Source organism: Actinophytocola sp., from assembly GCF_036002505.1.
Classification (GTDB): Bacteria; Actinomycetota; Actinomycetes; order Mycobacteriales; family Pseudonocardiaceae; genus DASYTH01.
Genome location: NZ_DASYTH010000419.1, coordinates 23,398 through 50,226 on the forward strand (window position 1 = coordinate 23,398; position 26,829 = coordinate 50,226).

At 71.5% G+C, this 26,829-nt stretch carries 28 protein-coding genes and 1 pseudogene; 8 read left to right on the forward strand and 21 right to left on the reverse strand.

Annotated features, from left to right (window positions below; translation table 11 throughout):
* Positions 1-57: 57 nt before the first annotated feature.
* Genes VGR06_RS36930 through VGR06_RS36940 form a run of 3 tightly spaced genes read right to left on the reverse strand, consistent with a single transcriptional unit; the run spans position 58 to position 2,844 of the window.
* Positions 58-720, reverse strand: coding sequence for a GNAT family protein (locus VGR06_RS36930; protein WP_327563913.1), 663 nt, complete (start codon positions 718-720; stop codon positions 58-60).
* Between the two features lie 10 nt (positions 721-730).
* A complete protein-coding gene (gene glp / locus VGR06_RS36935) occupies positions 731-1,954 on the reverse strand; it encodes a gephyrin-like molybdotransferase Glp (protein WP_327563861.1) in 1,224 nt (407 codons plus the stop codon).
* Positions 1,955-1,959: 5 nt separating this feature from the next.
* Positions 1,960-2,844, reverse strand: coding sequence for a UTP--glucose-1-phosphate uridylyltransferase (locus tag VGR06_RS36940; RefSeq protein WP_327563862.1), 885 nt, complete (start codon positions 2,842-2,844; stop codon positions 1,960-1,962).
* A gap of 24 nt (positions 2,845-2,868) precedes the next feature.
* On the opposite strand from VGR06_RS36940, the gene VGR06_RS36945 reads away from it, so the two are divergent.
* The 3 genes from VGR06_RS36945 (at position 2,869) to VGR06_RS36955 (ending at position 4,615) form a co-directional block, all read left to right on the forward strand.
* Entirely contained in the window at positions 2,869-3,474 is a 606-nt protein-coding gene (locus VGR06_RS36945) for a 5-formyltetrahydrofolate cyclo-ligase (RefSeq protein ID WP_327563863.1), read from the forward strand.
* Positions 3,475-3,543: 69 nt separating this feature from the next.
* Positions 3,544-3,870 (forward strand): FmdB family zinc ribbon protein, encoded by a 327-nt coding sequence (locus tag VGR06_RS36950; RefSeq protein ID WP_327563864.1) that lies wholly within the window; start codon positions 3,544-3,546, stop codon positions 3,868-3,870.
* A gap of 88 nt (positions 3,871-3,958) precedes the next feature.
* Positions 3,959-4,615: an SAF domain-containing protein gene (locus VGR06_RS36955; RefSeq protein WP_327563865.1), complete on the forward strand. Its 657-nt coding sequence runs from the start codon at positions 3,959-3,961 to the stop codon at positions 4,613-4,615.
* 249 nt (positions 4,616-4,864) lie between these two features.
* Here VGR06_RS36955 and VGR06_RS36960 read toward each other — a convergent pair whose 3' ends face one another.
* Positions 4,865-5,365 (reverse strand): MogA/MoaB family molybdenum cofactor biosynthesis protein, encoded by a 501-nt coding sequence (locus tag VGR06_RS36960; RefSeq protein WP_327563866.1) that lies wholly within the window; start codon positions 5,363-5,365, stop codon positions 4,865-4,867.
* A gap of 104 nt (positions 5,366-5,469) precedes the next feature.
* Here VGR06_RS36960 and VGR06_RS36965 point away from each other — a divergent pair, with 104 nt between their 5' ends.
* Positions 5,470-6,534: an NAD-dependent epimerase/dehydratase family protein gene (locus VGR06_RS36965; RefSeq protein ID WP_327563867.1), complete on the forward strand. Its 1,065-nt coding sequence runs from the start codon at positions 5,470-5,472 to the stop codon at positions 6,532-6,534.
* 27 nt (positions 6,535-6,561) lie between these two features.
* Here the strand turns inward: VGR06_RS36965 and VGR06_RS36970 are convergent, their stop codons facing one another.
* The 3 genes from VGR06_RS36970 to VGR06_RS36980 are packed head-to-tail and all read right to left on the reverse strand — an operon-like array spanning position 6,562 to position 9,776.
* Positions 6,562-7,602, reverse strand: coding sequence for a HAMP domain-containing sensor histidine kinase (locus VGR06_RS36970; RefSeq protein WP_327563868.1), 1,041 nt, complete (start codon positions 7,600-7,602; stop codon positions 6,562-6,564).
* Complete coding sequence (locus VGR06_RS36975; RefSeq protein ID WP_327563869.1) at positions 7,586-8,272, reverse strand: response regulator transcription factor; 687 nt, start codon at positions 8,270-8,272, stop codon at positions 7,586-7,588. Before VGR06_RS36975 ends, VGR06_RS36970 begins: the two co-directional genes overlap by 17 nt.
* 4 nt (positions 8,273-8,276) lie before the next feature.
* Positions 8,277-9,776 (reverse strand): hypothetical protein, encoded by a 1,500-nt coding sequence (locus tag VGR06_RS36980; RefSeq protein ID WP_327563914.1) that lies wholly within the window; start codon positions 9,774-9,776, stop codon positions 8,277-8,279.
* 150 nt (positions 9,777-9,926) lie between these two features.
* Between VGR06_RS36980 and VGR06_RS36985 the strand changes: the two genes are divergently transcribed.
* The 3 genes from VGR06_RS36985 to VGR06_RS36995 are packed head-to-tail and all read left to right on the forward strand — an operon-like array spanning position 9,927 to position 11,865.
* Positions 9,927-10,580 carry a glycosyltransferase family 2 protein gene (locus VGR06_RS36985; protein ID WP_327563870.1) on the forward strand — a complete coding sequence of 218 codons (654 nt, stop codon included), beginning with the start codon at positions 9,927-9,929 and terminating at the stop codon, positions 10,578-10,580.
* Entirely contained in the window at positions 10,577-11,242 is a 666-nt protein-coding gene (locus VGR06_RS36990; RefSeq protein ID WP_327563871.1) for a TIGR04282 family arsenosugar biosynthesis glycosyltransferase, read from the forward strand. Before VGR06_RS36985 ends, VGR06_RS36990 begins: the two co-directional genes overlap by 4 nt.
* Positions 11,239-11,865 (forward strand): class I SAM-dependent methyltransferase, encoded by a 627-nt coding sequence (locus VGR06_RS36995; protein ID WP_327563872.1) that lies wholly within the window; start codon positions 11,239-11,241, stop codon positions 11,863-11,865. Before VGR06_RS36990 ends, VGR06_RS36995 begins: the two co-directional genes overlap by 4 nt.
* Here the strand turns inward: VGR06_RS36995 and VGR06_RS37000 are convergent.
* From VGR06_RS37000 to VGR06_RS37030, 7 genes are all read right to left on the reverse strand, one after another.
* Complete coding sequence (locus VGR06_RS37000; protein WP_327563915.1) at positions 11,843-12,325, reverse strand: DUF2127 domain-containing protein; 483 nt, start codon at positions 12,323-12,325, stop codon at positions 11,843-11,845. The genes VGR06_RS36995 and VGR06_RS37000 overlap by 23 nt on opposite strands.
* 162 nt (positions 12,326-12,487) lie before the next feature.
* Positions 12,488-13,996 carry a S1C family serine protease gene (locus tag VGR06_RS37005; RefSeq protein WP_327563873.1) on the reverse strand — a complete coding sequence of 503 codons (1,509 nt, stop codon included), beginning with the start codon at positions 13,994-13,996 and terminating at the stop codon, positions 12,488-12,490.
* Positions 13,997-14,074: 78 nt separating this feature from the next.
* Positions 14,075-14,866 (reverse strand): DeoR/GlpR family DNA-binding transcription regulator, encoded by a 792-nt coding sequence (locus VGR06_RS37010; protein ID WP_327563874.1) that lies wholly within the window; start codon positions 14,864-14,866, stop codon positions 14,075-14,077.
* 122 nt (positions 14,867-14,988) lie between these two features.
* Positions 14,989-16,362, reverse strand: coding sequence for a HAMP domain-containing sensor histidine kinase (locus tag VGR06_RS37015; RefSeq protein ID WP_327563916.1), 1,374 nt, complete (start codon positions 16,360-16,362; stop codon positions 14,989-14,991).
* 136 nt (positions 16,363-16,498) lie between these two features.
* Positions 16,499-17,194, reverse strand: coding sequence for a response regulator transcription factor (locus tag VGR06_RS37020; protein WP_327563875.1), 696 nt, complete (start codon positions 17,192-17,194; stop codon positions 16,499-16,501).
* Positions 17,195-17,300: 106 nt separating this feature from the next.
* Positions 17,301-18,494, reverse strand: a complete 1,194-nt coding sequence (locus VGR06_RS37025) for a GNAT family N-acetyltransferase (protein WP_327563876.1) — start codon at positions 18,492-18,494, stop codon at positions 17,301-17,303.
* The gene (locus tag VGR06_RS37030; RefSeq protein WP_327563877.1) at positions 18,491-18,811 is read right to left on the reverse strand and encodes an EthD family reductase; all 321 of its coding nucleotides are present in this window, start codon (positions 18,809-18,811) and stop codon (positions 18,491-18,493) included. Before VGR06_RS37030 ends, VGR06_RS37025 begins: the two co-directional genes overlap by 4 nt.
* A 46-nt stretch (positions 18,812-18,857) precedes the next feature.
* Here VGR06_RS37030 and VGR06_RS37035 point away from each other — a divergent pair.
* Positions 18,858-19,575: pseudogene (locus VGR06_RS37035) on the forward strand (histidine phosphatase family protein).
* On the opposite strand, the gene VGR06_RS37040 reads toward VGR06_RS37035, so the two are convergent.
* From VGR06_RS37040 to VGR06_RS37070, 7 genes are all read right to left on the reverse strand, one after another.
* Positions 19,565-20,455: a carbohydrate ABC transporter permease gene (locus VGR06_RS37040; RefSeq protein ID WP_327563878.1), complete on the reverse strand. Its 891-nt coding sequence runs from the start codon at positions 20,453-20,455 to the stop codon at positions 19,565-19,567. The pseudogene VGR06_RS37035 and the gene VGR06_RS37040 overlap by 11 nt on opposite strands.
* Positions 20,456-21,406, reverse strand: coding sequence for a sugar ABC transporter permease (locus VGR06_RS37045; RefSeq protein ID WP_327563879.1), 951 nt, complete (start codon positions 21,404-21,406; stop codon positions 20,456-20,458).
* A gap of 3 nt (positions 21,407-21,409) precedes the next feature.
* A complete protein-coding gene (locus tag VGR06_RS37050) occupies positions 21,410-22,450 on the reverse strand; it encodes an ABC transporter ATP-binding protein (RefSeq protein ID WP_327563880.1) in 1,041 nt (346 codons plus the stop codon).
* 6 nt (positions 22,451-22,456) lie between these two features.
* Positions 22,457-23,869 carry an extracellular solute-binding protein gene (locus tag VGR06_RS37055; RefSeq protein ID WP_327563881.1) on the reverse strand — a complete coding sequence of 471 codons (1,413 nt, stop codon included), beginning with the start codon at positions 23,867-23,869 and terminating at the stop codon, positions 22,457-22,459.
* 87 nt (positions 23,870-23,956) lie between these two features.
* Positions 23,957-24,604 (reverse strand): response regulator transcription factor, encoded by a 648-nt coding sequence (locus VGR06_RS37060; protein ID WP_327563882.1) that lies wholly within the window; start codon positions 24,602-24,604, stop codon positions 23,957-23,959.
* A gap of 107 nt (positions 24,605-24,711) precedes the next feature.
* Positions 24,712-25,911 carry an ABC transporter permease gene (locus tag VGR06_RS37065; protein ID WP_327563883.1) on the reverse strand — a complete coding sequence of 400 codons (1,200 nt, stop codon included), beginning with the start codon at positions 25,909-25,911 and terminating at the stop codon, positions 24,712-24,714.
* Positions 25,908-26,822: an ATP-binding cassette domain-containing protein gene (locus tag VGR06_RS37070; RefSeq protein WP_327563884.1), complete on the reverse strand. Its 915-nt coding sequence runs from the start codon at positions 26,820-26,822 to the stop codon at positions 25,908-25,910. The genes VGR06_RS37065 and VGR06_RS37070 overlap by 4 nt, the downstream gene beginning before the upstream one ends.
* Positions 26,823-26,829: the final 7 nt, after the last annotated feature.

Genomic DNA, 26,829 nt, shown 5'->3' on the forward strand with positions numbered 1-26,829 from the left:
GCGCGCCACGTTAGTCACAACAGTCACACGCGCGGTGGAGGCGCGCCGAATCGGCAACTAGTCGATATGGGCGCGGCCGGCGGTTAGCAGCCGGGATACCAGACCATTCGGAACGTCCTCTGTGGTCAAAGCGAAACAGAGATGGTCCCGCCAGGCGCCGTCGACGTCGAGATAGCGCTGGAACACGCCTTCCTGGCGGAAACCGAGCTTCTCCAGAACACGCAGGCTGGGCAGGTTCTCCGGGCGAACGGTGGCCTCCAGGCGGTGCAGGCCGCCCAGGGTGAAGCAATGGTCGACGACGAGCGCGACCGCGGCGGTGGCGACGCCGCCGGAAGTGGTTCCGCTGGCCACCCAGTAACCCACCCACGCCGAGCACAACGAACCACGCACCACATTGCCGACCGTTATCTGGCCGGCGAACCGGCCGTCCACGGTGATAACGAACGGCAGCGACATCCCGCGCCGGGCCAGCGCGCGCAACGTCGACCATTGTCCGGGCCAGGACAGCGCGCTGTTGCGCTCCTCCCACGTGCCGGGCGCGGTCGGCTCCCAGCTCTCCAGGTGCCGCCGGTCGGCCAGCCGGGTGCGGCTCCACACCGCGGCGTCGGTCAGCCGCGGCTTGCGCAGCTCCACCACCCCGGCGGCCACCCGTAACCGGCCGAGCCGCGCGGGCCAGCCGGGATGGCGACCGCCTGCGGCGACCGGAACCGGGGGGACCATGACGCGCCGCTCAGCCACGCTGGGCCAGGAAGCTCACCAGCACCTCCTCGCCCACCGCCACCTCGGTGGTCTCCTCGTCGACGAGGATCAGGCAGTTGGCCTCGGCCAGCGACGCGAGCAGGTGCGAGCCGGACGTCCCAAGAGGCTGCACCAGGTACTCCCCGTTGGTGTCGTCGCGCAGCAGCTGCGCACGCAGGAAACCCTTGCGGGACTTGGTGGACGTCACCGGCGAGAGCAGCCGCGCGGAGATCACCCGCCGGTGCGGGTTGCGCTTGCCCTGCGCGGCTCGGATCAGTGGGCGGACCATCACCTCGAACACGATCAGCGCGCTCATCGGGTTGCTCGGCAGCAGGAAAGTCGGCACGGCGTCCGGGCCGAGCCGGCCGAAGCCCTGCACCGAGCCGGGATGCATGGCCACCCGGGTGGTGTCCACGTCGCCCAGCTCGCCGAGCACGGCGGCGATCTCCGCGGACAGCTCGCCGCCGACCCCGCCGGCGATCACCACGATCTCGGAGAGCAGCAGCCGGCTCTCCACCACCTCGCGGAGCTTGCGGGCGTCCGCCGGCACGATGCCGACCCGGTTGACCTCGGCGCCGGCGTCCCGCGCGGCGGCGGACAGTGCGTAGGAGTTGACGTCGTAGACCTGGCCCTGGCCCGGCGTGCGGTCGATGTCGATCAGTTCGTCGCCGACCGAGATCACCGACACCCGGGGCCGCGGGTAGATCAGCACCTTGGACCGGCCGACCGCGGCCAGCAGCCCCACCTGGGCCGGGCCGATCGGCGAGCCGCGGCGCACGGCAACGTCCCCGGTCTGCACGTCCTCCCCGGTGCGCCGGACGAACGCGGCGGACGGCACCGGGTGCACCACGGTGACCCGCGCCTGGTGCCCGTCGGTGTAGCCGACCGGGACCACGGCGTCGGCCAGCGTCGGCAGCGGCGCGCCGGTGACCACCTTCACCGCCTGCCCGGGCTGCAGCCGGCGGGGCTGGCGGGAGCCGGCCGCGATCTCCCCGACCACCGGCAGCTTCACCGGCTCGGCGCCGGCCTGCTGCACGTCGACACTGCGCACCGCGTACCCGTCCACCGCGGCCTGGTCGAACCCCGGCAGCGCCCGCTCCGCCACCACGTCCTCGGCGCACAGCATGCCCTGCGCGTCGGCGATCGCCACGCGCACCGGGGCCGGCCGGACCGCGGCGGCCAGCGCCCGGCCGAGCTGCTCGTCGACTGACCTCATCCCCGTTACCCGTCCTGTACCCGTTCGCGCAGCCATCGGCGCAGGTCGGGCCCATACTCGGGGTGCGAGAGCGCAAAGTCCACGGCGGCACGCAGGAAACCGCCGGGATTACCCAGGTCGTGACGCTCGCCGCGGTGCACCACCACGTGCACCGGGTGCCCCTCGGAGATCAGCAGCGCGATCGCGTCGGTCAGCTGCAGCTCGCCCCCGGCGCCCTGGGTGATCCGTTTCAGCGCCCCGAACACGGCCCGGTCGAGCAGGTATCTACCGGCCGCGGCGAGCGTTGACGGCGCTTCGTCCGGCGCCGGCTTCTCCACCATCCCGTGGACCCGCTTGACGTCCGGGTCGTCGGTGTCCTCGACGTCGAACACCCCGTAGGCGGCGATCTCGGCCCGCGGCACGTCGAACGCGCAGAGCACGGTGCCGCCCCGCTCGGCCCGCACCCGTCCCATCGTCTCCAGCACCCCGGTGGGCAGCACCAGGTCGTCCGGCAGCAGTACGGCCACGGCCGTCTCGTCGCCGTTCAGATTCGGCTCCGCGCAGCCGACGGCGTGCCCGAGGCCCAGCGCCTCCTCCTGGATCGCAGTCTCCACGGCGAGCAGGGCGGGAGCGCGGCGCACGCGGTCGAGCAGCTCGGTTTTCCCGCGGCGCTCGAGCGTCTCCTCGAGCTCGGGTTGCGGGCGGAAGTATTCGGCGACCGCGTCCTTTCCGGGCGACGTGACGATGATGAGCCGGCGGGCGCCCGCGGCCGCGGCCTCCGCCGCCACCAGCTCGATTCCGGGCGTGTCCACCACCGGGAACAGCTCCTTGGGCACCGCTTTTGTGGCCGGCAGGAAACGGGTACCCAGCCCGGCGGCCGGCACGATGGCGGTGGTGAACGGAGGGGCCATGGACAGCGACTCTAACCTCATTGCGTGGCCCTGCTAGGCAGCGATGTCGATACGCCCGGCGCGTGGAGCAAAGCGCGCTGGCGCAGAGAGCTTCGGGCCGCGCGCCGCGCCGTACCGGCCAGGGTGCGGTTCACCGACGCGCTGGCGCTCGCGGCCCAGTTGACCAGCGGACGGGTGGTGCGGCCCGGGCAGACGCTGTGCGGGTACGTGCCGGTGGGCTCGGAGCCGGGCTCGGCGCAGATGCTCGACGACATCGCCGACTTCGGGGTGCGGGTGCTGCTGCCGATCGTGGCCGGGCGGGGGCCGCTGGACTGGGCCTGGTACGCCGGGCCGGACTCGTTACGGCCGGGCCCGTACGGGTTGCTGGAGCCGATCGGGGAGCGGCTGTCCACGTCGGCCTTGCGGATCGCCGACCTGGTGCTGGTGCCGGCGCTCGCGGTGGACCGGAGCGGGACTCGGCTCGGGCGGGGCGCCGGGCACTACGACCAGTCGCTGCCGCTGACCGCGCCGGGCACCCCGCTGGTGGCCGTGGTGCGTGACCAGGAGGTGTTCGACGAGCTGCCGCGCGAGCAGCACGACGTGCCGATGAGCGCGGCGATCACGCCCAATCGCGGTCTGATCCGGTTCTAGCGGCCTGAGCTATCATCAGGTTGGCACTCTGTCGAGGAGAGTGCCAGACCGTGGAGATGGAGACCGACCGTGCCGACCTACCAGTACGCCTGTACGGCCTGTGATCATCGCTTCGAAGAGGTCCAGAAGTTCACCGACCCGTCGCTGACCGAGTGCCCGGAGTGCTCCGGGCGGCTGCGCAAGCTGTACGGCTCGGTAGGCGTGGTGTTCAAGGGCAGCGGGTTCTACCGCACCGACAGCCGGGCCAAGTCGTCGGCGGCGGAGAAGGGCTCCGGGGACAATGGCTCCGGCTCCGGCGAGAAGAGCGGCACCGAGAGCAAGCCGGCGAGCTCCGAGAAGTCGAGCTCGACATCATCCACCACGAGCACGACCACCCCCACCGCCAAGGCCTCCTGAACGCGGAGTAGTCCACAAGCGGGGCGGTTGTCCACAGCTTCCCGCCGGACGCCCTTCGGCACGGCATCGCGCGGCTAGCGTCGAGCCCGTGTCCGACCTCCTCACGCCCCTCCCCCGGGACCGGTTCCGTCAACTCCTCGGCAACCGCGGCTGGCCCCGTACGGTGTCGCCGCGCCGGCTGACCGCCGCCGCGCTGGTGCTGCTGGCCGCCGCGCTTGCCTTACGCCCCAACGAGTCCCGGGCCACGCCGACCCGGCCGGTGCTGGTCGCGGCGCACGACCTGGCGCCCGGCGCCATGCTGACGCCGGCCGATGTCCGCGTCGTCGCCCTGCCGGACGAGGTCCGGCCGGCGGCCGCGCTGGCCTCGGCCGAGGAGGTGTCCGGACGGGTGCTCGCCGGCGCCGCCACCGCGGGTGAGCCGATCACCGGCGCCCGGCTGGTCGGGCCGGAGAACACCCGGCTGACCACCGGCCGGCGGGACGCCGTCGCGGTGCCGGTCCGGCTGGCCGACGCCGCCGTGGCGGATCTCTTGTCCCCCGGCACCCGGGTCGACGTGGTGGCCGCCGATCCGCACGGCACCGGCGGCGCGCTGCTGGCCGCGAACGCGATCGTGGTGACGGTTCGGGCGGCGGACCGGGCGCCCGGCGGTGCCGGCCGGCTGGTGGTCATCGCCATGTCACCCGACACGGCGACCCGGGTCGCGTCCATCTCACTTGGCCAGCCGGTCACGGTTACGCTGCGCTGAACGCGAGTCCCCACTTCCAGCAGCTGAGTTCGCAATCCAGAACTGCGAACTCGGCTGCGCGAACTGGGAACTCGTGGGCCCGAAACGGGGACTCGCGAGGTTACCGGTCGTGGTGCGGCGGGCGGTTGTGTTCGTACCAGTCGTCGGGTTCAGGCGCGGGTGGCTCGGGGTCGCGTTCGTCCTTCGTGGTGTCCGGCAGGACGTCGCCGAAGATCTCGTCGAGATCGCGGCGGCGTTCCCGGTCGCCGTTCAGTTTCCGTCCAAACCGGACAGCTCGCCGATGACGTAGGGCACCAGCGAGGAGAGTGTGGCCATGCCGTCGCGGACGGCGGCGCGGGAGCCGGCCAGGTTCACCACGAGCGTGCTGCCGGACACGCCGACCAGACCGCGGGAGATGCCGGCGTCGACCGCACCGGCGGCCAGGCCCGACGAGCGGAGGGCCTCGGCGATCCCAGGGATCGGGCGGTCCAGCACACCCTGCGTGGCGTCCGGCGTGACGTCCCGCGGCGAGACCCCGGTGCCGCCGACGGTGACCACGAGGTCCGCACCGCCGATGACGGCCGTGTTCAGAGCGTTGCGGATGTCCACCGTCTCCCCGGCGACCGGAACCACACCGTCAACGATGAAGCCGGCCTCCTCGAGCAGCTCGACGACCAGCGAGCCCACGGTGTCCTCGTGCTCCCCGTGCGCCACCTTGTCATCCACGATCACGATCAGGGCCCGGCCGAGCCGCTGCGCGCTGCGTTCCATGGTGCAACCGTAGCGGGCCTCCGAAAACACCCGATCTGACGGTTCGGTGACATCCCGACGCCGCCGCTCGGCGCGGCCGGCAGGGGTGCCCTAGCGTCGAAAGCATGCGCGTGTTGATCACCGGTGGGGCCGGGTTCATCGGCTCCCACATCGCCGACGCCCTCGCCGAGCGCGGGCACGAACCGGTCCTGCTGGACAACCTGCTCCCCCAGGCCCACGGCCCGAGCGGCACGCCGGACTGGAGCGCAAGGCACGAGCTGACGATCGGTGACGTCGGTGACGCGCGGCTGCTCGCCACGGCCCTGCGCGGGGTGGACGCGGTGTGCCACCAGGCGGCCATGGTGGGCCACGGCCTGACCCCGTCGGACGCGCCGGAATACGTGCGGCACAACGACTTCGGCACCGCGGTGCTGCTCGCGGCGATGCACGCGGCGGGTGTCGGTCGGCTGGTGCTGGCCTCGTCGATGGTGGTCTACGGCGAGGGCCGCTACGTGTGCGCGGCCGACGGTGCGGTGCGCCCCGGGCCGCGGCTGGCCGAGGACCTCGCAGCCGGGCGGTTCGAGCCGCGCTGCACCCGGTGCGGCGCCGAGCTCACGCCCGGGCTGGTGCCCGAGGACGCGCCGCTGGATCCGCGCAGCACCTACGCGGCGACCAAGGCCGCCCAGGAGTTCCTGGCCTCGGCGTGGGCGCGGCAGACCGGCGGCGAGGTGTGGGCATTGCGCTACCACAACGTCTACGGCCCACGGATGCCGCGGGACACGCCCTACGCCGGGGTGGCGTCGCTGTTCCGCTCGGCGTTGCGGCGCGGCGAGGCGCCGACGGTGCTCGAGGACGGGCGGCAGCGCCGGGACTTCGTGCACGTGTCCGACGTGGCCCGGGCCAACCTGCTCGCGCTGGAGACCGATGGGGTGGCGGGCGTGCTGCTGCCGGTGAACATCTGCTCGGGCGAGCCGCACACCGTGCACGAACTGGCCGTCGCGCTGGCCACCGCCTGCGACGGCCCGGCGCCCCGGATCGTCGGCGGCACCCGGCCGGGTGACGTGCGGCACGTGGTCGCGGACCCGTCCAACGCCCGGAGCCTGCTGGGATTCCAGGCCCGGGTGCCGTTCGCCAACGGCGTCGCGGCCTTCGCCGGCGACCCGCTACGGGAGCCCGCGGGGCTGGGCTGAGGAAAGCAACGTGACGTTGCTTTCCCGTCAGACCGTGGCGAGCGGGAGCCGGACCTCGAAGCGGCAGCCGGGGCCGTGGTTGTGCGCGTCGATGCGGCCGCGGTGTGCTTCGACGAGGCCCTTCGCGATGGCGAGGCCCAGGCCGGCGCCCGCCGGTTCGTCGCGGCCGGCGGACGGGGTGCGGGCCGAGGTGCCGCGGTAGGCGACGTCGAACACCCGGGCCAGTTCGTGCTCGGGGATGCCGCCGCAGCAGTCCTCCACGGCGAGCACGGCCTCGCCGCCGTCCACCCCGACCTGCACGGCCACGGTGCCGTCCGGCGGGGTGTGCCGGATCGCGTTGGACACCAGGTTCCGCACGATCCGGGCCAGCTCCGGGTCGCTGCCGATGACCACCGGCCAGGTCCGCGCCTCGGTCCGCACGGTGACCCGCTTGCGCCGCGCCACCGGGCCCTGGGCGAGCAGCGCGTCGGCGACGACGTCCTGCAGCGCCACCGCGGACATGGTCAGCCGCAGCGCGCCCGCGGTGATCCGGGACAGCTCGAACAGGTCGTCCACCATGCCGGCCAGCCGCCGCGTCTCGGCTCCGATCTGGTTGGCGTAGCCGGCGACGTCGCGCGGCTCCGCGACCACCCCGTCGGCGAGCGCCTCGGTCATCGCCTGGATCCCGGCCAGCGGGGTGCGCAGGTCGTGGCTGATCCAGGCGACCAGCTCGCGGCGGGACGCCTCCGCGGCGCGCTCCCGCTCCCGGGCCTCGCGCTCCCAGATGCTGCGCCGGGCGATGGACCGGCCGAGCAGCACCGCCACCGGCACGGTGACCAACGCGCTGAGGCCGCACACCAGCAGGGTCTTCGCCAGCGTGTCGGTGAACATGAACCCGCTGACCCCGAGCACGCCGGCAACGTTGGCGGCCAACGGGATGAGCACCAGCAGGGTCAGGCTGCTGGCCAAGGATCCCTTACGCAGCAGGTAAAGCAGCCCGGCGCCGAACATGGTGACCGGGACGGTGATGGCAAGGACGACCGGCAGAATGTGCCCGGCCTCGGTGAGCATGTCAGCCAGTCTGGTCATACCGGTACCCAACTCCCCACACCGTCACGATCCGGACCGGCTTGGCGGGGGTGTTCTCGATCTTTTCGCGCAACCGTCGCACATGGACGGTCACAGTGGACTGGTCGCCGAAGTCCCAGCCCCAGACCCGTTCCAGCAGTTGCTCGCGGTTGAACGCCTCGCCGGGGTGGGACATCAGGAACACCAGCAGGTCGAACTCGCGGGTGGTCAGGGCCAGCGGGAGGCCACGCCGGATCGCCTTGTGCGCGGCCAGATCCAGCGTGAGGTCGCCGTCGACCAGCTCGTGCGGCTCGGAACGCGGCGGGGCGGCCCGCGCGCGGCGCAGCACCGAGGACACCCGCAGGGCCAGCTCGCGCGGGCTGAACGGCTTGGTGACGTAGTCGTCCGCGCCGAGCTCGAGCCCGGCGATCCGGTTCTCCTCCTCACCCAGCGCGGTCAGCATGATCACCGGGACGGTGCTGCGCTCGCGGAGCCGGCGGCACACCTCGAGGCCGTCGATGCCGGGCAGCATGAGGTCCAGCACCACCAGGTCCGGGTCGTGCTCGGCGATCCAGCGCAGCGCGTCCTCACCGTTGCCGGCCAGGGCCACCTCGTGCCCGCCGCGCTCGAGGTAGCGGCGCACCACGTCACGCACGGTCAAATCGTCGTCGACCACGAGCACCCGGGTCATCGCATCACCAGTTCGTCAGCAGCAAGTGGTTCACCAGCAGGGCGACGGCCGCGCCCGCGGCGAGCCAGCCGCGCCGGGTGGACGCGGGCAGCAGCGCCGCGCCGGCCACCAGCCATACCGCGAACGGTAGCCAGATCCGCTCCACCTCGGCTTTGGACAGGCCGGACAGGGCGGCGGTGAGCACGGCCAGCGCGGCCGCGCGGACGAGCATGACCACCGGTTCGGCGGGCGGGCGGCCGGGGAGCCCGTTGTGGAAATGGGGCGCGGCGCGGCGCAAACCGGCGGCCGCGGCCGGGCCGGTTGCGAGCACGAGGCAGGCGAGGTCGGCCCAGACCCAGTACGCATACGGGCGGAACTCGGCGATGCTCTGGTGGTAGCGCTCGACGACGAGGTGGTAGCCGTCCAGCCACCAGAACCCGGCGAGGGCGAACGCGGCGACCACGGCCAGCGCGCCGAGGACCCCGAGCACCAGGGCACGCCAGTTGCGGGTGGCCCAGATGACGGCGAGCGCGATGGGGCTCATCAGCACGAGTCCGTACGACAGGAAGATCCCGAAGCCGAGCAACACACCCGCTCCCAGGCACAACGCCGCGCGCACCCCGGGGGATCCGGCGAGTCCCCGGTTCCAGCACGCGAGTCCCCGGTTCCAGCGCCTGAGTTCCCGATTCCGAACTGCGAACTCGCGGTCCTGAGCCGGGGACTCGCGAGACTGAGCCGGGGACTCGCGGGATCCCCCGAGGGCGAGGAGGGCGATGCCGGTGGCGGTGACGCCGGCGAAGAGGGCGTCGGCGGAGACGCCCATCCAGACGGCGCCGGGGAGGAGGGCGACGAACGGGAGGGCGGCGCGGGCAAGATCGCGGCGGCCGAGGGCGGAGATGGTGACCGGGACGGCTGCTGCGGTGGCGGCGGAGATGAGGACACAGAGGAGGGCGGCCGGGGTGCCGCCGCCGAGGCCGATGCGGTCCAACCAGACGAAGATCAGGGTGGCGCCGGGCGGGTGGCCGGCGACGTGGGTGATCCAGGAGTCGGGCTGGCCGTCGAGGATCCGGTCGGTGAAAGTGCGGAGCATGGTCGGGATGTCGGTGATACCGGGGACCTGGGAGACGTACTCGTCGTCGGTGGTGAGGCGGGTGGCGACGCCGTGCGACCAGCCGTCGACCAGGGCCAGGGACAGGGTCCACAGCACGGCGAGGAGGTAGCCGGCGGCGAGGGCGCGGCGCCAGGGCAGCCGCTCGGCCAGGGGCGGACCCCAGGCGACCGCGGCCACCGCGATCAGCACGGCCAGCGGCGTTCCCGGCCCAAGATGCGGCAGCCACTCGCCGAGCACCGGCCACTCGCCGAACGTGGTGGGGGCGCCGGGAAAGCGGGGGTCGCCATGCAACCGGACCTGAAAGGCGAACCCGATCGCCGTGGCCAGGCCGACCAGCCCGAGGGCCGCACCGCCGGCGACCAGGTCCGCGCGGACCCCTCGTTGACGCCGCGCGGCCGGCCGGGTGGAGAGCATCGACACCCCGGAACCCTAGCCCTGTCAGGGCTGTCACGCCGGCACGGCGGGAACTTTCGTCAGCACTCCGTAACAAGTGGGCCAGCCGTTACCTTTTAGTAAGCGTGGCAAGGGTTCTGCCGCCGTCCACCGTGGAATTAACTTGGGTGTATGGATCTCGTGGACGTGGTGCTGCCCTGTTTGGACGAGGCGGCCGCGCTGCCGGGGGTGCTCGCCGCCATTCCCACCGGGTACCGGGCGATCGTGGTCGACAACGGCTCGTCCGACGGTTCCCCGGAGGTGGCCGCCGAGCACGGCGCGACGGTCGTGCACGAGCCGCGGCGCGGCTACGGGGCCGCCGTGCACACCGGGCTCGAGCACGCTACCGCGGAGATCGTCTGCTTCCTGGACGCGGACGGCTCGCTCGACCCGGGTGAGCTGCCGACCCTGGTCCGGCTGGTCGGCGACGGCCACGCCCGGCTCGCCGTCGGCCGCCGAATCCCGGCCGGGCGAGGCGCCTGGCCCTGGCACGCGCGCGCCGGAAACCGGGTCCTGGCAACGATTCTGCGCCGCCGCGGGCTCCCGGTCACGGACATCGCACCGATCCGCGCCGCCCGCCGCACCGACCTGCTCGGCCTCGGCGTCCGCGACCGCGCCTTCGGCTACCCGCTCGAGCTGCTGATCAGGGCCGCCGACGCGCAGTGGCCGGTGGTCGAGGTCGACGTCGCCTACCGCCCGCGGGCAACCGGCACCCGCTCGAAGGTGTCCGGCTCGGTCCGCGGCACCTTCCGCGCCGTCCGCGACATGGCCGGCGTGCTCCGGTGACCTGCCTCCTGGTGGTGGCGAAGGCTCCGGTCGCCGGCTTCGCCAAGACTCGTCTGAGTCCGGAAATCGGTGCGCGCCAAGCCGCCCGGCTCGCCGCCGCCGCCCTCCTCGACACCCTGGACGCCGTGCTCACCACACCGGACACGATCCCCGTCGTGGCCGTCACCGGCGACCTCACCCGAGCCGAACGCGCTGCCGAGCTCGCCACCGCGCTCGCCCACTGCACGGTCATTCCTCAGCGTGGCCACGACTTCGCCACCCGCCTGGCCAACGCCCACGCCGACATCGCCACTCTCCACAGTGGACTTCCGGTGCTCCAGATCGGCATGGACACCCCGCAGCTGCACCCGGAACTTCTCGCCGAGTCCATCGACACCCTGCACACTCCGGGCACCGACGCCGTCCTCGGCCCGGCCACCGACGGCGGCTGGTGGGCCCTCGGCCTCCGTTCCCCGGTCCACGCCACCGTGCTGCGCGAGGTTCCCATGTCCCGTCCGGACACCGGTGCCCGCACCAACCACGCCCTGCGGCGCGCCGGACTCACGGTCAGCGAACTTCCCCAACTGTCCGATGTGGACACCGTGGCCGACGCGTTCCAGGTCGCCGCGCTGGCCCCAATGGGCCGGTTCGCCGCCGAAATGCTCGCGGAGGTACCGGGTTGAGGCACCGCGCCACCGCCTTCGAACCGGGCCTCCTGGGTCGCCGCTGCTGGCTGGAACTGGCCACCGGCGAACGGATCAGCCTCCCCATTCACCGTTGGCGATCCGACTCCGGTCCCGGCGACGAACTGCTCCTGACCCACTGCACCGGCCCGACCCTGGACGTCGGCTGCGGACCAGGCCGCCTCACCGTCGCCCTCGTCGACCGCGGGATCGTTGCGCTGGGCGTCGACATCTCCCCCGTCGCCGTCCGGCTCACCCTGGCCCGCGGCGCACCGGCACTGCGGCGGGACGTGTTCGGCCGCCTGCCGGGCGAAGGCCGCTGGCGTCACGTACTGCTGGCCGACGGAAACATCGGGATCGGCGGCGACCCGGTCCGGCTCCTGCGGCGACTGGCCGAACTCCTCCACCGCGACGGAAGTGCCTTGGTGGAGCTGGATCCGCCGGGCCGCGGCCTGCACCGCTCCCACGTCCGGGTCGCCGGCTCCGCCTGGTTCGACTGGGCCTGGCTCGGCGTGGACGCCCTGCCGGACGCGGCGGCTCAGGCCGGAATGGCCGCCCGCTGGGTGCGGGAGCAGGCCGGACGCTGGTTCGCCGAGCTGGTCAGCCGTTCCGCTCCCGTCTGAGCTGCCGGTACTCCCGCAGCACCAGAACGATGATCACGACGTCGATGGCCGCGAAGATCGGGAGCGCGAGGGAACCCGTGCGGGCAGCCCGGTAGAGCTCGTAGACGACGAAGCCGGCGAGCACGACGGCGGCGACGGGGTAGGCGGGCATGAGCCTGCGCAGCAGGGCGATCACCAGGGCGATCTTGATCAGGCCGTGCAGCAGCAGGTAGATGATCGCGAACGTGCGGGTGGAGCCGTCGGCGAAGTCGTGTGCGGCCTTGCTGAGGTGCCGGGCGAGCGTGCCCTCGTGATCGCCGAGGAGGTCGCGGGTGATCACCGCGTTGGCCAGTCCGGTGATCGCGGACGGCGGGATGACCGCCAGCACCAGCGCGCCGACCACTTGGACGGCGCCGTCGACGCCCTTCACCGTGACGGCGACGTCGAACAGCTTCTCGGTGGTGGTCCTTGCCCTCACCAGAACCAGTGTGCCGGAGAAAGCACAGAGCCACACGCGGGCGGGCGAGGGGTGAATCCGCCCGCGTGCGGCTCCGCTTCGGAGCCCCTCGATGGAGCTCTCGGCCGGCTCGGGGGCATCGAGCCGGGGTTGGTCTCGGCCGCGCCCTGCGGCCGAGCGTCTGTGTCAGCCGACGGTCTGCCCGGTGAGGGTGACGTCGACGGTGCGGGAACCGAGCACCAGCTTCACGGTGTCGCCGGGGTTGTGCGCGCGGACCGCGGCGACCAGGGCGTCGGAGGTGTCGATGCGCCGGCCGTCGAGCTGGGTGACCACGTCGCCCTGCTGCAGCCCGGCCTTGGCCGCCGGTCCGTCCGGGTTGACGCTCTGGATCTTGGCGCCGGAGCCGGCCGGGGTGTTGTCGGTGACCTGGACGCCGAGCACGGTCTGGGTGGCCTTGCCGGTCTTGGCGATCTCGTCGGCGGTGCGCCGCGCCTGGTCGATCGGGATGGCGAAGCCGATGCCCACCGAGCCGGCGTCGGAGTTGGCGCTGCGCGGGCTGTAGATGGCCGAGTTGATCCCGATCACCCGGCCCTGCAGGTCCACCAGCGGGCCGCCGGAGTTGCCGGGGTTGATCGCGGCGTCGGTCTGGATGGCGTCCATCACGGTGGTCTGGTCGCCCTGGTCGCCGCCCGCCCGGGTGGGCCGGTGCAGCGCGCTGACGATGCCGGAGGTGACCGTGCCGGTCAGCTCGAACGGCGAGCCGATCGCCACCACGCCCTGGCCCACCCGAAGATCGTCGGAGCGGCCCAGGTCGACGACCGGCAGGCCGCTGACGCCCTGCGCCTTGACCACGGCGACGTCGGAGTTGGGATCCCGGCCGACGACGCTGGCGCTGGCCGTCTTGCCGTCCTGGAACACCGCGACGATCTGACCGCCGTCGACCGCCTCGGCGATCACGTGGTTGTTCGTCACGATCAGGCCGTCGGAGCTGATGACGAAGCCGGACCCCTCCCCTGCGGCGGTCCTGCTCCGCACCTGCAACTCGACGACGCTCGGCAGCACCTTGGCCGCCGCGCCCTCGACCGTGCCGGTGGCCGCCGGCGCCGTGGTGTTCGAGGCCGGCCGCGGCTGGTCCAGCGCGTTGGTCACCGGACCGCTGGGCGCGGCCCGGTTGTCGGCGACGAGGTAGCCGCCGGCCGCACCGGCACCGCCACCGACGATCAGGGCGAGCACGACCAGCCCGGCCACCAGCCCGCGGCGTCCCTTCTCGGGGGCCGGAGGAACGTTCCGCGGTGGAATCGGCGGCAAGGTGTAGCCGGAGGTGGTCCCCGGCTGCCCCTGCCCACTGGCGAACGCCGTGCCGAACAGCACCGGCTCGGCCAGCCGCGGGTCGGGGTTGCCCCGGGGGCTCGCCGACGACCACGGATTCGGGTCCGCCGGGCGCGGTTCGGGGTTCTCCGGGGGGTTCGCCGGCGCCCACAGGTTCGGCTCGGCGGGGCGCGGTTCGGGGTTCTCCGGCGGGCTTGCGGACGACCACGGGTTCGGGTCGGCCGGGTGGCGCTCCGGGGCGCCCGGGTGGCGCGGATCGGCCGGGGTCCAGGAACTGGACTGTTCCCGGTTTTCCGGCTGCCCCTGGTTCGCCGCCGCCCAGGGGTCCGACTCGGGCGCGGGCCCGTCCGGGTTGTGCTCGGTCATAGGTCTACCTTGCGCCCTCGGAATAAGAACTGCCTGAGATCATGCTGTGGAGTCCTGAATAACCACCGGGCGCGGCGATCAAACCGCCGCCTCGTCCGGGGTGCTGGCGAGGATCAGCTCACCGACCCGGTCGGTCAGCAGCTCGTGAACGTCCTCGGCGAGGCCGTCGTCGGTGACCAGCACGTGGGCCTCGTCGAGGCTGGCGATCGTGGAGATGCCGACGATGCCCCACTTGGTGTGGTCGGCCAGCACGACGAGCCGGCGGCCGGCCTCGACCAGCGCGCGGTCGGTCTCGCTCTCGTTGAGGTTCGGGGTGGTGAAGCCGGGTCCGTCGGCCATCCCGTGCACGCCGAGGAACACCACGTCCAGGTGCAGCGAGCGGAGCGTCTGCACGGCGACCGGGCCGACCAGCGCGTCGGACGGGGTGCGCACGCCGCCGGTGAGCACCACGGTGCGGTCGGTGCGGCCGGCCCGCTGCAGCGCGTCGGCCACCCGGATCGAGTTGGTGACCACGGTCAGCTCCGGCACGTCGTCGAGGAACCGGGCGAACGTCCAGGTGGTGGTGCCGGCGGAGATGCCGATGGCGGTGCCCGGGCGGATCAGCCCGGCGGCCCGGGCGCAGATCGCCTCCTTCTGCGGCAGCGCGCGCACCGACTTCGCCTCGAAGCCAGGCTCCTCGGTGCTGCGCCCGACCACGGACGTGGCGCCGCCGTACACCTTCTCCGCCAGGCCGCGCTTGGCGAGCACGTCCAGGTCCCGCCGGATGGTCATGTCGGAGACACCCAGCCGGGTGACCAGCTCGTTCACCTGAACGGCGCCGGTGCGGCGGATCTCGTCCAGAATCAGTTCCTGACGCTGCCGTGCAAGCACAACAAAATACTACGCACTCGAACGGCGGATCTTGTGGGCTTCTCCGGAGCCGATGTCCGACTTGTCGCGGGAACTACCCGTGACAAGTCGGACCCGTCGTGGGAACTTCCCGCGACAAGTCGTTAGGCGGGCACTCCGGGGAGGCGCAACGTGAACACCGCGCCGCCCTCGGGGGCATGGCCGGCAAGGACCTCGCCGCCGTGCCGGAGCGCCGCCTGCTTGACGATGGCGAGGCCGAGGCCGGAGCCGGGCAGCGTGCGGGCCTCCGACGAGCGGTAGAACCGGTCGAACACCCGAGGCAGGTCCTCGTCCTTGATCCCCGGGCCCTGGTCGGCCACCTGGAGCACGGCGAAGCCGTCGCCGGTCGGCCCGAGCCGGACCTGGACCGTGCCGGCCGGCGGGCTGAACTTGATCGCGTTGTCCAGCAGGTTGAGTACCGCCCGCTCCAGCGACCCGGCGTCGCCGATCAGCCGCCACGGCTGCACCACCACGTCGAAGTGCAGGTCCGCGGCGCGGCGCCGGGCCCGGTCCAGCGCCTGCTCCACGACGTCGCCGAGGTCCACCGGCTCCCAGACGATCTGCGTGGCGTCCTCGCGGGACAGCTCGACCAGGTCGCCGATGAGCTGGGTCAGCTCGTCCAACTGGGCGCGCACGTCGGCGTTGATCTCCTTCTTGTCCTTTTCGGACAGTGACGGGGCGTTCGGCGCCTCGGCGGCCAGCAGCAGCTCCAGGTTGGTACGCAAGGAGGTCAGCGGCGTGCGCAGCTCGTGCCCGGCGTCGGTGACCAGGCGGCGCTGGTGCTCCTGCGCCTCGGCCACCGCGCCGAGCATCGCGTTGAAGCTCAGCGTGAGCCGGGCCAGCTCGTCGTCCCCGCTGACCGGGATCGGCCGCAGGTCACCGGTTCTGGCCACCCGCTCGGTCGCCTGGGTGAGCCGCTGCACCGGGCGCAGGCTCCCCCGGGCCACCGCGGTACCGGCGAGGGCGGCGAGCACGATGCCCGCGCCGCCGATCACGATCAGCACGATCGCCAGGTTGGCGAGCGTGTCCTTGGTGGGCTTCAACGGCTGGGCGATCACCAGCGCCGCGGTGGCGCCGGACCCCGAGGCGGTCCCGATCCGGTAGGGCACCGCGAGGACCCGGGAGTCGGTGCGCGTATCGGTGCGAATGGACTGGGTGGACCGGCGGGCCGCCACCTGGAGCTCGTCGTTGCCGATCGGCGGACGGGTCACCGGCTCGGGCAGCAGCGAGTCGCCGTCGCCGTTGATGATGTCGAACTGGATGTCGGACAGCCGGAAGAAGTACGTGGGGATCTTCTCGCCCCGGCTGCCCACCACGGTGGGGTCGTTCACCAGGCTGCTCGCCCGGCCCACCAGAGTGTCGTCGACCTGCTGGTACAGCCGCTGGTACACGGTGAGGTACGCGCCGATCGAGACGAGCGCCACCGCGGCCGCCACGCACACCGCGGCCAGCAGCGCCACCCGGGCCCGCAGCGACATCCGCTGGCGCCGGGGAACCGCCTGGTGCCGCTGAAGATCGATCACGCCATCACCTCGCAAGCCCGGTGATGGCCGAACCCGCCGCCTCGCAGGCTCGGCGGCGGGGCAGTGTCGAATGGTTCGCTCGCAAGCTCGCTCACGGAGGCGTCTCGCGGAGCACGTACCCGACCCCGCGCACGGTGTGGATCAGGCGGGGCTCGCCGGCCGCCTCGGTCTTGCGGCGCAGGTAGCCGACGTAGACCTCGAGCGCGTTGCCCGAGGTGGGGAAGTCGTAGCCCCAGACCTCTTCCAGGATCCGGCCGCGGGTGAGCACCTGCTTGGGGTGCGCGAGCAGCAGTTCGAGCAGCGCGAACTCGGTGCGGGTGAGGCTGATCGAACGGTCGCCGCGGCGCACCTCGCGGGTGCCCAGGTCCATGGTGAGGTCGGCGAAGGTCAGCGGCGGGTCGGTGCGCGTGTCGCCGTCCCGGTCGGCCACCGCCCGGCGCAGCAGCGCGCGCAGCCGGGCCAGTAGCTCTTCCAGAGCGAACGGCTTGGGCAGGTAGTCGTCGGCGCCGGCGTCCAGCCCGGCCACCCGGTCGGACACCAGATCCCGCGCGGTGAGCACGAGGATCGGCAGGTCGTCACCGGTGCCGCGGAGCCGCCGGCACACCTCGAGCCCGTCGAGGCGGGGCATCATCACGTCCAGCACCATCGCGTCCGGTCGCGCGGACTGCACCGAGTCCAGCGCCTGCTGCCCGTCGCTCGCCAGGTCCACCTGGTACCCGTTGAACTGCAGTGAGCGCCGTAGTGACTCCCGCACGGCGCGGTCGTCGTCAACTACGAGAATCCGCATGCCGTCAGTGTTCCCCGTGCTGCTGAGACGCGCCTGAGAAGGGTCGGAGTGCGATGAAGGGGGCCTTCCTCTCACCGGGCGTGAGAAAGGCCCCCTTCATCGCCCTTCAGAACGAGTTCGCCATCCGCACCGGTCGCGGCGCTCCGGTCAGCGCGTCCAGGTGCGCGGCGGCCTTGGGGTCCCCGTCGAGCAGGCCGGCGCGGCGGAGCATGGCGGTGTCGGCGGAACCGGCGTACCAGGGGCCGAGGGCGCGGGCGTGCAGGCGGACCGCGCCGGTGCCGCCGGGCTCGCAGAAAACCGTGTCGCCGTCGAACACGATGCGGTGCCGGCCGGCCTGCCACGAGGCGTGCGGGTCGGCCACCTCGACGTCCACGGCGAGCGGGCGCAGGTGCGCGGTCAGCGGCCAGCCGCGCGCGGCGACCGCGGCGGGCAGGTCCACCACGCGGAGCATCCACGGGTGGTTGCGCACGTCGTGCAGCACCGGTTGGGCGAGGAACAGGTCGCGCACGGCCGGGTCGACCACCCGCAGCGACACGTCGTGCAGCACGCCGGCCCAGCTGGCGAGCTGGCGGAGCAGCTTGCCGGCGGTGTCGGCGTCGTCGGCGATCAAGTCGTAGACGATCAAGCGCTCGCCCTCGGGCCGCTCCGCGGTGAGGTAGCCGCGCAGGCCGTCCACGCCCGGCACCACGTCCACGATGTCCAGCTCGAAGACGTCCTCCGGGTTGTCCGCCTTCGTCGCGCGGTCCAGCATTCCGTCCACAGTGGACGCGAAGGCGAGGTAGGCCTGGTGCAGCGCGGGCAGGTCCTCCCGCGTGGCCGGGCGGATCGTCCGGTGCGTGACCGGCTTGGGCAGCAGGGCGAGCAGGTCCAGCGGCAGGATCATCAGCTCGTAGACGCCGGTCTGCTCCCAGCCCCGGCCGCGGTAGAGCGGCGGAACCGACGGGAACAGCGCGGAAATGCACTGACCGGCGTCGCGCAGCCCGACCAGGGCGCGGTCCAGCAGCGCGGTGGCCACGCCGCGACCGCGGGCGTACGGGTCGACGGCGACGCTGGCCAGGCCGCCCATCGGCACCGCCTTACCGCCGAAGAACTGGCGGTAGTCCCGGGACCGCAGGAAGCCGGCGGGCCGGCCGTCGAGCTCGGCGACCAGCCCCCACCAGCCCTCATAACCGTCCGGCCAGTACGGGTTCGCGCCACGGTTGGGATCCGGCTCCCGCGGCCCGCCGAACGCGATCCGGCGGATGCGGTACAGCTCCTCGGCGTCCTCCTCGCGGCTCTCCCGAACCAGCACCTCCGTCACTCAACAACCTCCGCGGAGAACATGGCGACGAGCTCCATTCCGCCGATCTCGGTGAGGTTCGCGCCGGCGGCCTGCCATTCGGGGGAGGCGAAGCCGGCCTTCATGGCGCCCTTGGACTCGAAGTAGAGCTCGGCGATCAGGTACGGCTGGGTGTTCTCACCGAGGAAGCCGGGGACGAACGTGCGCGTCACCTTGGCGATCTCCTGGCGGACCAGGCCGGGCACCTGGTCGATGAGTGGCTTGTGCGACTCGAAGTACTTCGAGTCGAACGCGGCCGGGTCGTCCGGGGTGCGGTACAGCGCGACGTACTTGATCACGGAGTCTCCTCGGGGCGATCGGGGTTGCACCAGGCACCATAGTGCGGTGCAGATCATCCTGCTCCGGCACGCGCAGAGCCTCGGCAACGTCGACGAGCTGGCCTACACCCGCATCCCTGACCACGCCCTACCCCTTACCACCCTCGGCGAGCAGCAGGCCCGCGCGACCGGCCCGGTGGTGCGCGCGCTGCTCGACGGCGAACCGGTCGCCGCCTACGTCAGCCCGTACGTCCGTGCGGTGCGCACGCTCGAGCTGCTGGAGCTCGGCGACCTGACCGAGCGGACCGTGCCCGAGCCGCGCCTGCGCGAGCAGGACTGGGGCAACCTGCAGGACCCGGTCGAGCAGGAGATACAGAAGCAGAGACGGCACGACTTCGGCCACTTCATTTTCGCGAGCTTGCGAGCGAATCATTGAGCACTGCCCTGTCGCCGAGCCTGCGAGGCGACAGGGTTTACCGGCTGCGCACGGCGAGTCCGGCGCCGATGTCGACGACCGGGTCGCCAGCTTCCTCAGCGAGCTGGAGCAGCGGGTGGAGACGGACCCCGACCACCCGGACACCGCGCTGGTGATCTCCCACGGGTTGACCATGCGTCTGCTCTGCCGCCGGATGTTCTCCTGGAGCATCGCGCTGTTCGAGTCACTGTCCAATCCGGACCACTGTGCGCTGCGGATCCTCAGCCACGACGGCAAACGCTGGTGCCTGGACCGCCCGTTCGAACAGTGGCGCGACTCGCCGGACGGCACCGGCCAGGTCAGCCCTTGACCGCGCCCTGGGTGAAGCCGGCGACGAACTTGTCCAGGAACAGGTTGAACACGAAGGCGATCGGGACGGCGACGAGGACCGTGGCGGCCTGCAGGGACTGCCAGAAGAAGACGTCACCGCGGACGAGCTGGGTGGGGACGCCGATGCTGACGGTCATCGCGTCGGTCGGGGAGACGAACGCCAGGGCGTAGATGAACTCGCTGGCGGTGAGGGTGAAGGCGAACACCACGACGGCCACGATGCCGGGAAAGACCAGCGGGACCACGGCGCGCAGGAAGGCGCCGAGGCGGCTGTAGCCGTCGACCATGGCCTGCTCCTCGATGTCCCGCGGGATTCCTTTGAGGAAGCCCATGAGCAGCCAGATCGAGACCGGGACGGTGATCGTCGGGTAGACCAGCACCATCGACCAGGTGGAGTCCTGCAGGCCGACGGCGACCACGACTCGGGACAGGGACAGGAAAAGCAGGGTCGGCGGCACCAGGTAGACCAGGAAGATCCCGATGCCGAGCGGGCCGGACCACGGCCGGTCGAGCCGGGCCAGCGCGTACGCCGCGGGCAGCCCGAGCACCAGCGTGATCAGCACGACCAGGATGCCGACCCAGAACGTGTTCCAGGCGAACGTGAGAAAGGCCGTGTCGGTGAACAGGTACTTGACGTGGTCCGGGGTCGGCGGCCGGTTGAAGACGAACGGGTTGTTCTCCGGGTTGTAGAGGTCCCGGTTCTGTTTGAACGCGGTGATCAGGCTCCACAGGAACGGCCCGGCGCACACCAGCGCGGCGATGATCGCGGCCAGGTACACGCCGATCCGCCGGGCGATGTGCTGCCGCTCGTAGCGCCGCCGCAGTGCGTGCACCGTGCCTGTACTGTCCACAGTGGTCATTCAGCGCACCTCGATCCGGCGAACCACCCGGAGAATCGCGACCGCGGCGGCGAGCAGCAGCGGGAACAGGAACAGCGCCACCGCGGCCCCCTGGGCCACGTCACCGCCCTCGATGCCGCGATAGAACGCCCAGCTGGCAAGGACCTGGGTGGAGTCGTTGGGACCGCCGCGGGTCAGCACCCGCACCACGGCCGCGTCGGTGAACGTGAAGATCGCGCCGAACAGCGCGGCCACCGCCACCACCGGCAGCACCATCGGGATCGTGATCTCGAACATCCGCCGCCAGTAGCCGGCACCGTCCACTTTGGCCGCTTCGTCGATGTCCCGGGGGATCGCCACCAGCCCGGCGATCATGATCACTGCGGCCAGCGGGGTGAGCCGCCACACGTGCACCGCGATCACCGAACCGATCGCCAGGTTCGGTTGCCCGAGCCAGTACATGTTCTCGTTGGGCCCGAGGACGCCGACCAGCCGCAGCAGCCAGTCGATCGGCGAGTAGATCGAGTCGAGCAGCCACAGCCAGGAGATCGAGGACAGCGCGACCGGCGTGGTCCATGGCAGCAGCACCAGGAACCGGACCACCCACTTGCCCTTGAAGTCGGCGATGAGAATGTTCGCCAGCACCTTGCCCAACACCACGATCAGCACCATGGACACGCCGGTGAAGACCAGCGTGTTGCCCAGGGACCGCCAGAACACCGGATCGTCGAAGGCGCGAGAGAAGTTGCGGAACCCGACCCAGTCGAACGAGGGGTCGCCCGCGGTCACGTCGGACAGCGAGAACGCGATGGCCAGGCCGAACGGCAGCGCCACCAGCGCGATGATGTACACCACGCTGGGCAGCAGGAACACCCAAGCCAGCACGCCGTCCCGGTCGGCGAACCGGCGCCGCACCGGGTGCTCCTGACCGGGTACCGGCGTCGGTGTTTCCAGCTCGGTGGCGGTGGCCACGGCTCAGCTCCCGATCCTGACCGGCTCGCCGGCCAGCCCGCTCTCCGCGTCGAAGAACCGCAACCTGCTGCCGTGCACGGCGAACTCGTGCGTCTCGCCGGCCGTGATCGGTGTGTCCACGGTGGACGGAAGGCGGGCGACGACCCGAGTCTCTTCGCCGATCCGGGTCACCGTGCCGTACACGTGCCGGTCCCCGGACAGGTACTCGATCCGGTCCACCGCCAGCGGCATGGTGGCCCGGTCGTCGTCGCGCACGTTCTCCACCGGCAGCAGGTGCTCCGGCCGGAAGCCGACCAGATGCCCGTTGCGGGGCACCAGGTTCATCGGCGGCGAGCCGATGAACGTGGCCACGAACGTGTCCGCCGGGTTGTCGTAGATCTCCACCGGCGGGCCGACCTGGCGCACCTTTCCGCCCTCCAGCACGGCGATCCGGTCACCCAGGCCCATCGCCTCGATCTGGTCGTGGGTGACGTAGATGGTGGTGATGCCGATCTCGTCCTGGAACCGCTTCAGTTCGTCCCGCGCGCTGGCCCGCAGCTTCGCGTCCAAGTTGGACAGTGGCTCGTCCAGCAGGAACACGTGCGGCTCGCGGACCAGCGCCCGGGCCAGCGCCACCCGCTGCCGCTCCCCACCGGACAGCTGCCGCGGCTTGCGCTTGAGCAGCGGCTCGATGCCCAGCAGCCCGGCCGCCCAGCGCGCCTTGCGCTCCCGCTCCTCGGCCGGCATTCCCGCCGCCCGCAACGGAAACACGATGTTGGCCAGGACCGTCTTGTGCGGGTAGAGCGCGTAGCTCTGGAACACCATGGCGATCTTGCGGACCCGCGGCGGCAGCCCGGTGACCACCCGCCCGTCGATCAGCACCTCGCCGCTGGTCGGCTCCTCCAACCCGGCGATCGTGCGCAGCAGCGTGGTCTTGCCGCAGCCGGAGGGGCCGAGCAGGACCAGGTACTCCCGGTCCGCGGCGGTCAGGTCCACGCCGTCGATCGCGTGCACCTGACCACCGTCGAAATGCTTGCGGAGGTCCCGGACCTCAACGACGGCCATATGATGTCAGCCGCCCACGAGGCCCGCGGCCCGCCACTTGTCGAAGACCGCCTTCACCTGCTTCTCCGCGTCCGCGACCGCCTGCTGCGGGGAGGCTTCCCCGCGGGCGGCCCGGGCGAACATGTTGGGGATGACGAACGTGTTGAACACCTCGCCGATCGCCGTGCTGGCCGGCCCGGGGTGGCCGATGTTCGTGCTCCACGGCAGCGCGTCCTGCAGGAACTTCAGCTTGTCCGCGGGCTTCGAACCGAACGGATCGCTGGCCAGCCACGCGTTGCGGCTCGGGGTCAGCTTGTCCCACGCGCAGAAGTCGTACAGCTTCGAGTTGTACGTGGCGGAGGCGAAGTTCGCGGTGTAGTGCAGCAGGAACTCCTTGGCCGCGTCCACACCCTTGGCGTGGTTCGGGATGATCCAGTTGTACAGCACGTGCTGCGCGGCCAGCGCCGCCTTCGGGCCCTTGAGCGCCGGCACGAAGAACACGTCGTCGGCCACCGTCGGGTTCTGGCCCTGCGCGGTACGCCACGCCGAGATCGAGTTGACGATGTAGGAGAGCTTGCCGGCGACCAGACCCTGGTTGTTGCTCGCGGCGTTCCAGGAGAACACCTCGGGCGTCATCGAATCCTTGTACAACTTCGTCATGTACTCGACCGCAGCCACCGTCTCCGGCGAGTTCAGCACCACCTTCTCGTGCTCGTCCTGCTCCGAGGCGCCGTACGACCACATCAGCGCGCGCAGGATCATGTTCGAGTCGATCTCCTGCGACATGCCGAGGCCGAGCTGGACGTTCTTGCTCTTCTTGATCTCGGTGGCGCCCTTGAGCAGGTCGTCCCAGGTGGTCGGCCCGTTCGGGAAGCCGACCGGCTCCCACAGCGACTTGCGGTAGTTGCCCGGGTCCGGCACCCAGCCCGGCGAGTACGAGTAGAACTTGCCGGTGGCCGGGTTGAAGCTGGACTTGCGGCACAGCTCGAGCTGCTGGCCCCAGCGCTTGCTCGCCTCGTCCACCAGGTCCTTGACGTTGAGCACGCTCGGCTCGTACTGGGACAGCGTCGCGATGTACTGGATCACGTCGTGGCCCTGCCCGGCCTGGATCTCCGCGGCGATCCGGGTGGGGATCTGCGCCTGGTCCACGTGGTCGACGACCACGTTCACGCCGACCCTGGCACCCCAGTCCTTGGCGAACTTGTCGAACCACGTGTCGTGGCTGGGCACGAAATGGCTCCACAGCAGGATTTTCAGGTCACCGGATAGCTTGCTGGCCGGATCCTGGAAGGTCTCCGTCGGCGCCCCGGTGGCCGGCGGGGCCGCACCGCCCGGACCGGCGCCCCCCTCCTCGCTGGCACACGCGGCCGCCGAGGACACCGCCAGCGCCGCGAGCCCCGCGGTGCGGAAGACGTCTCGCCTGGTGAATTTGTCGCTCATCGCTCGCCCATCCCTCCGGAGAGTCACGAGGCACGTTAACCCCGGGCGACCCGAGCCACCAGACCTGTGATCGTTTCGCTACCCGGGTCAGGCGATCAGGCCGCCGCGGTAGGCGACCAGGGCCGCCTGGACGCGGTTCACCGCGCCGATCTTGCCGAGCACGGCGGAGACGTAACCCTTGACGGTGGCCTCGGACAGGTGCAGCTCGTTGCCGATCTCGGCGTTGGACAGGCCCTGGCCGATCAGCGTGACCACCTCGCGCTCCCGTTCGGAGAGCGAGGAGAGCAGCCGGCGGGCCGGCTCCGCGGCCCGCGCGCCGTCGGCCACCACGGACAGCACCCGCGCGGCCACCTTGGGGTCCAGCACCGCACCACCGCGGGCCAGGTCGCGCACCGCCTTGATCAGCTGCACCGGCTCGGTGTCCTTGAGCAGGAACCCGTTGGCCCCGACGCGCAGCGCCTCCTGAACGTACTCGTCGACATCGAACGTGGTCAGCATGGCGACGGCCGGCGGCTCCGGCAGGGCCCGCAGCCGGCGCAGCGCCGAGAGCCCGTCCGAGGTGCGCATCCTGATGTCCAGCAGCACGACGTTCGGCCGGTGCTGCCGGGCGAGCTCCGCGACGTAGACCCCGTCGTCACACTCGGCGACGACCTCGATGTCGCCGGCGCTGCACAGGATCGTCCGGAGCCCCGAGCGGACGAGCTCCTCGTCGTCCGCCAGCATTACCTTGATCACCAACGCCTCACAGGACTGACCACGGTCGGATTCTACCCATTCGCGCACCGTATTCGGTTGATTCACATGAACAGGCGTTAACCTGCTGGGTACACCGTAGTTCGCCGTCACGCCGGCCGCAGGGCATCGGCGAGCCTGACCCGCGCCCCGCTGCGGACCACCGCGTTGCGGTAGATCCGGCCGGAGAGCCACACCATCACGGGGATCGCGGCGACGACCAGCAGCACGGCCAGCGCCGCCTCCCAGGCCGGCACGCCGCCCATGGCCAGGCGCATCGGCATCAGCGTCGGGGCGAACACCGGGATCACCGAGAGCACCTCGCAGAGCCGGTTGCCGGGGTCGTTCGGCAGGATCGACACGCCCAGCACGTAGCCCAGCACCAGCACCATCAGCACCGGGCTGATCACCCCGCCGACGTCCTCCTGCCGGGAGACCAGCGCGGCGAGTGCGGCGAACACCAGCGAGTACATGACGAAGCCGAGCAGGAACCAGACGAGCAGCCAGATCACCGTGCTGAACGCGGCCGACACCGAGATCGTCAGCACGCCGATGATCAATCCGGCGATCACCCCGACCGTGCCGATCACGGTCATCTGGATCAGCCCGACCAGGCCGATGCCGGCCACCTTCCCGGCCATCAGCTGCCACGGCCGGATCGTGGCCAGCAGCAACTCGACCACGCGGCTGGACTTCTCCTCGACCACACCCTGCGCCACCGACTGCCCGTTGATCAGCAACGCCATGTAGATCAGGACGCCGGCGATGAACCCCAGCACGAGCTGCTGCGGCTGGTAGGGATAGGGCGGCTCCAGCGACGTGACGTCGACGCTTGCGCCCGCGACCGCCGCGTCGACCTGGCCGGGGTCGCCGCCGAGCCGGGTGATCTCCTGGTTCAGCGCAAGCTGGCCGGCCAGCACGTTGAGCGCGTTGCGCAGCTTGCCGTCGAGCTGCTTCTTCACCACCACCCGGATCTTCTGGCCGTCGCCGACGAGGAGCGCGTCCAGGTCGCCGTCCGCCACCTGTGTCCGGCCGGTGCTCTCGTCCGTGACGGTTTTCGTCGCCACGCTCATCCCGATCGCCTTCGCGCTCGCCTCCAGGGGCTGCTGCAGCGCGGTGCTGGCACCGGTGACACCGACCGTGGCGTCCGCTCCCCCGCCGACGAGCTTCATCACCACCGCGAACCCGATGAGCAGCAACAAGGTGACCGCAGTGGAGATGCGGAAGGCCTTCGACCGCAACCGCGTCCGCACCTCACGGGCCGCGACCAGCTGCACCGCCAGGACCGGCGGCAACCGGACCTCGTTCACGGCTGTTCCCCGTTGCTGCTCACCACGTTGCTGAACAGCTCGGTGAGCGAGGCCTGCCGGCGGGTGAACTCCCGCACCGGCCCGGTGGCCAGCGCCGTCTGCAGCACCACCTGGTCGTCCACCCCGTGCGCCAGCTCCAGCACCACCCGGTGCCCCTCCCACCCGACCAGCGACACGCCGGGGAGGGCGTCCGCCCAGTCCGGCCCGGCCTGCGGCGCATCCACCACGAGCCGGGTGGTCGCCCCCGCCCGCAATTCGTCAACCGTGCCGACCGCCACCATCTGTCCACTGCGGATGATCCCCACCCGGTGACACAGCCGCTCGACGAGGTCGAGCTGATGGCTCGAGAACACCACCGGGATACCCTCCGCCGCCTTCGCCAGCAACACGTTGCTCATCACGTCCACGGCGATCGGGTCCAACCCCGAAAACGGCTCATCAAGGACGAGGATCGCCGGATCATGCACCAGCGCCGCCGCCAGCTGCACCCGCTGCTGGTTCCCCAGGCTCAGCTTCTGCACCTCGTCGTCCCGCCGCCCCGCCACCCCCAACCGCTCCGTCCACTCCCCCATCGACCGCTCCGCGGCAGTCGGGGAAAGCCCATGCAACCGCGCCAAGTAGACAAGCTGCTCCCCCACCTTCATCTTCGGATACAGCCCCCGCTCCTCCGGCATGTACCCGATGTGCCGCCGCGTCTCCATCGTGATCGGCGCCCCGTCCCACCACACCACGCCCTCATCCGCGGCCAACACCCCCAACGCGATCCGCATCGCCGTGGTCTTGCCCGCCCCGTTACTCCCCACAAACCCGAAGAGCTCGCCGGGCCGCACGTCAAACGACGCCTCCCGCAACGCCACCACGTCCCCATACCGCTTACTCAGCCGGTCAAACACCAACCGTCGATCCGTCACGCCGGCC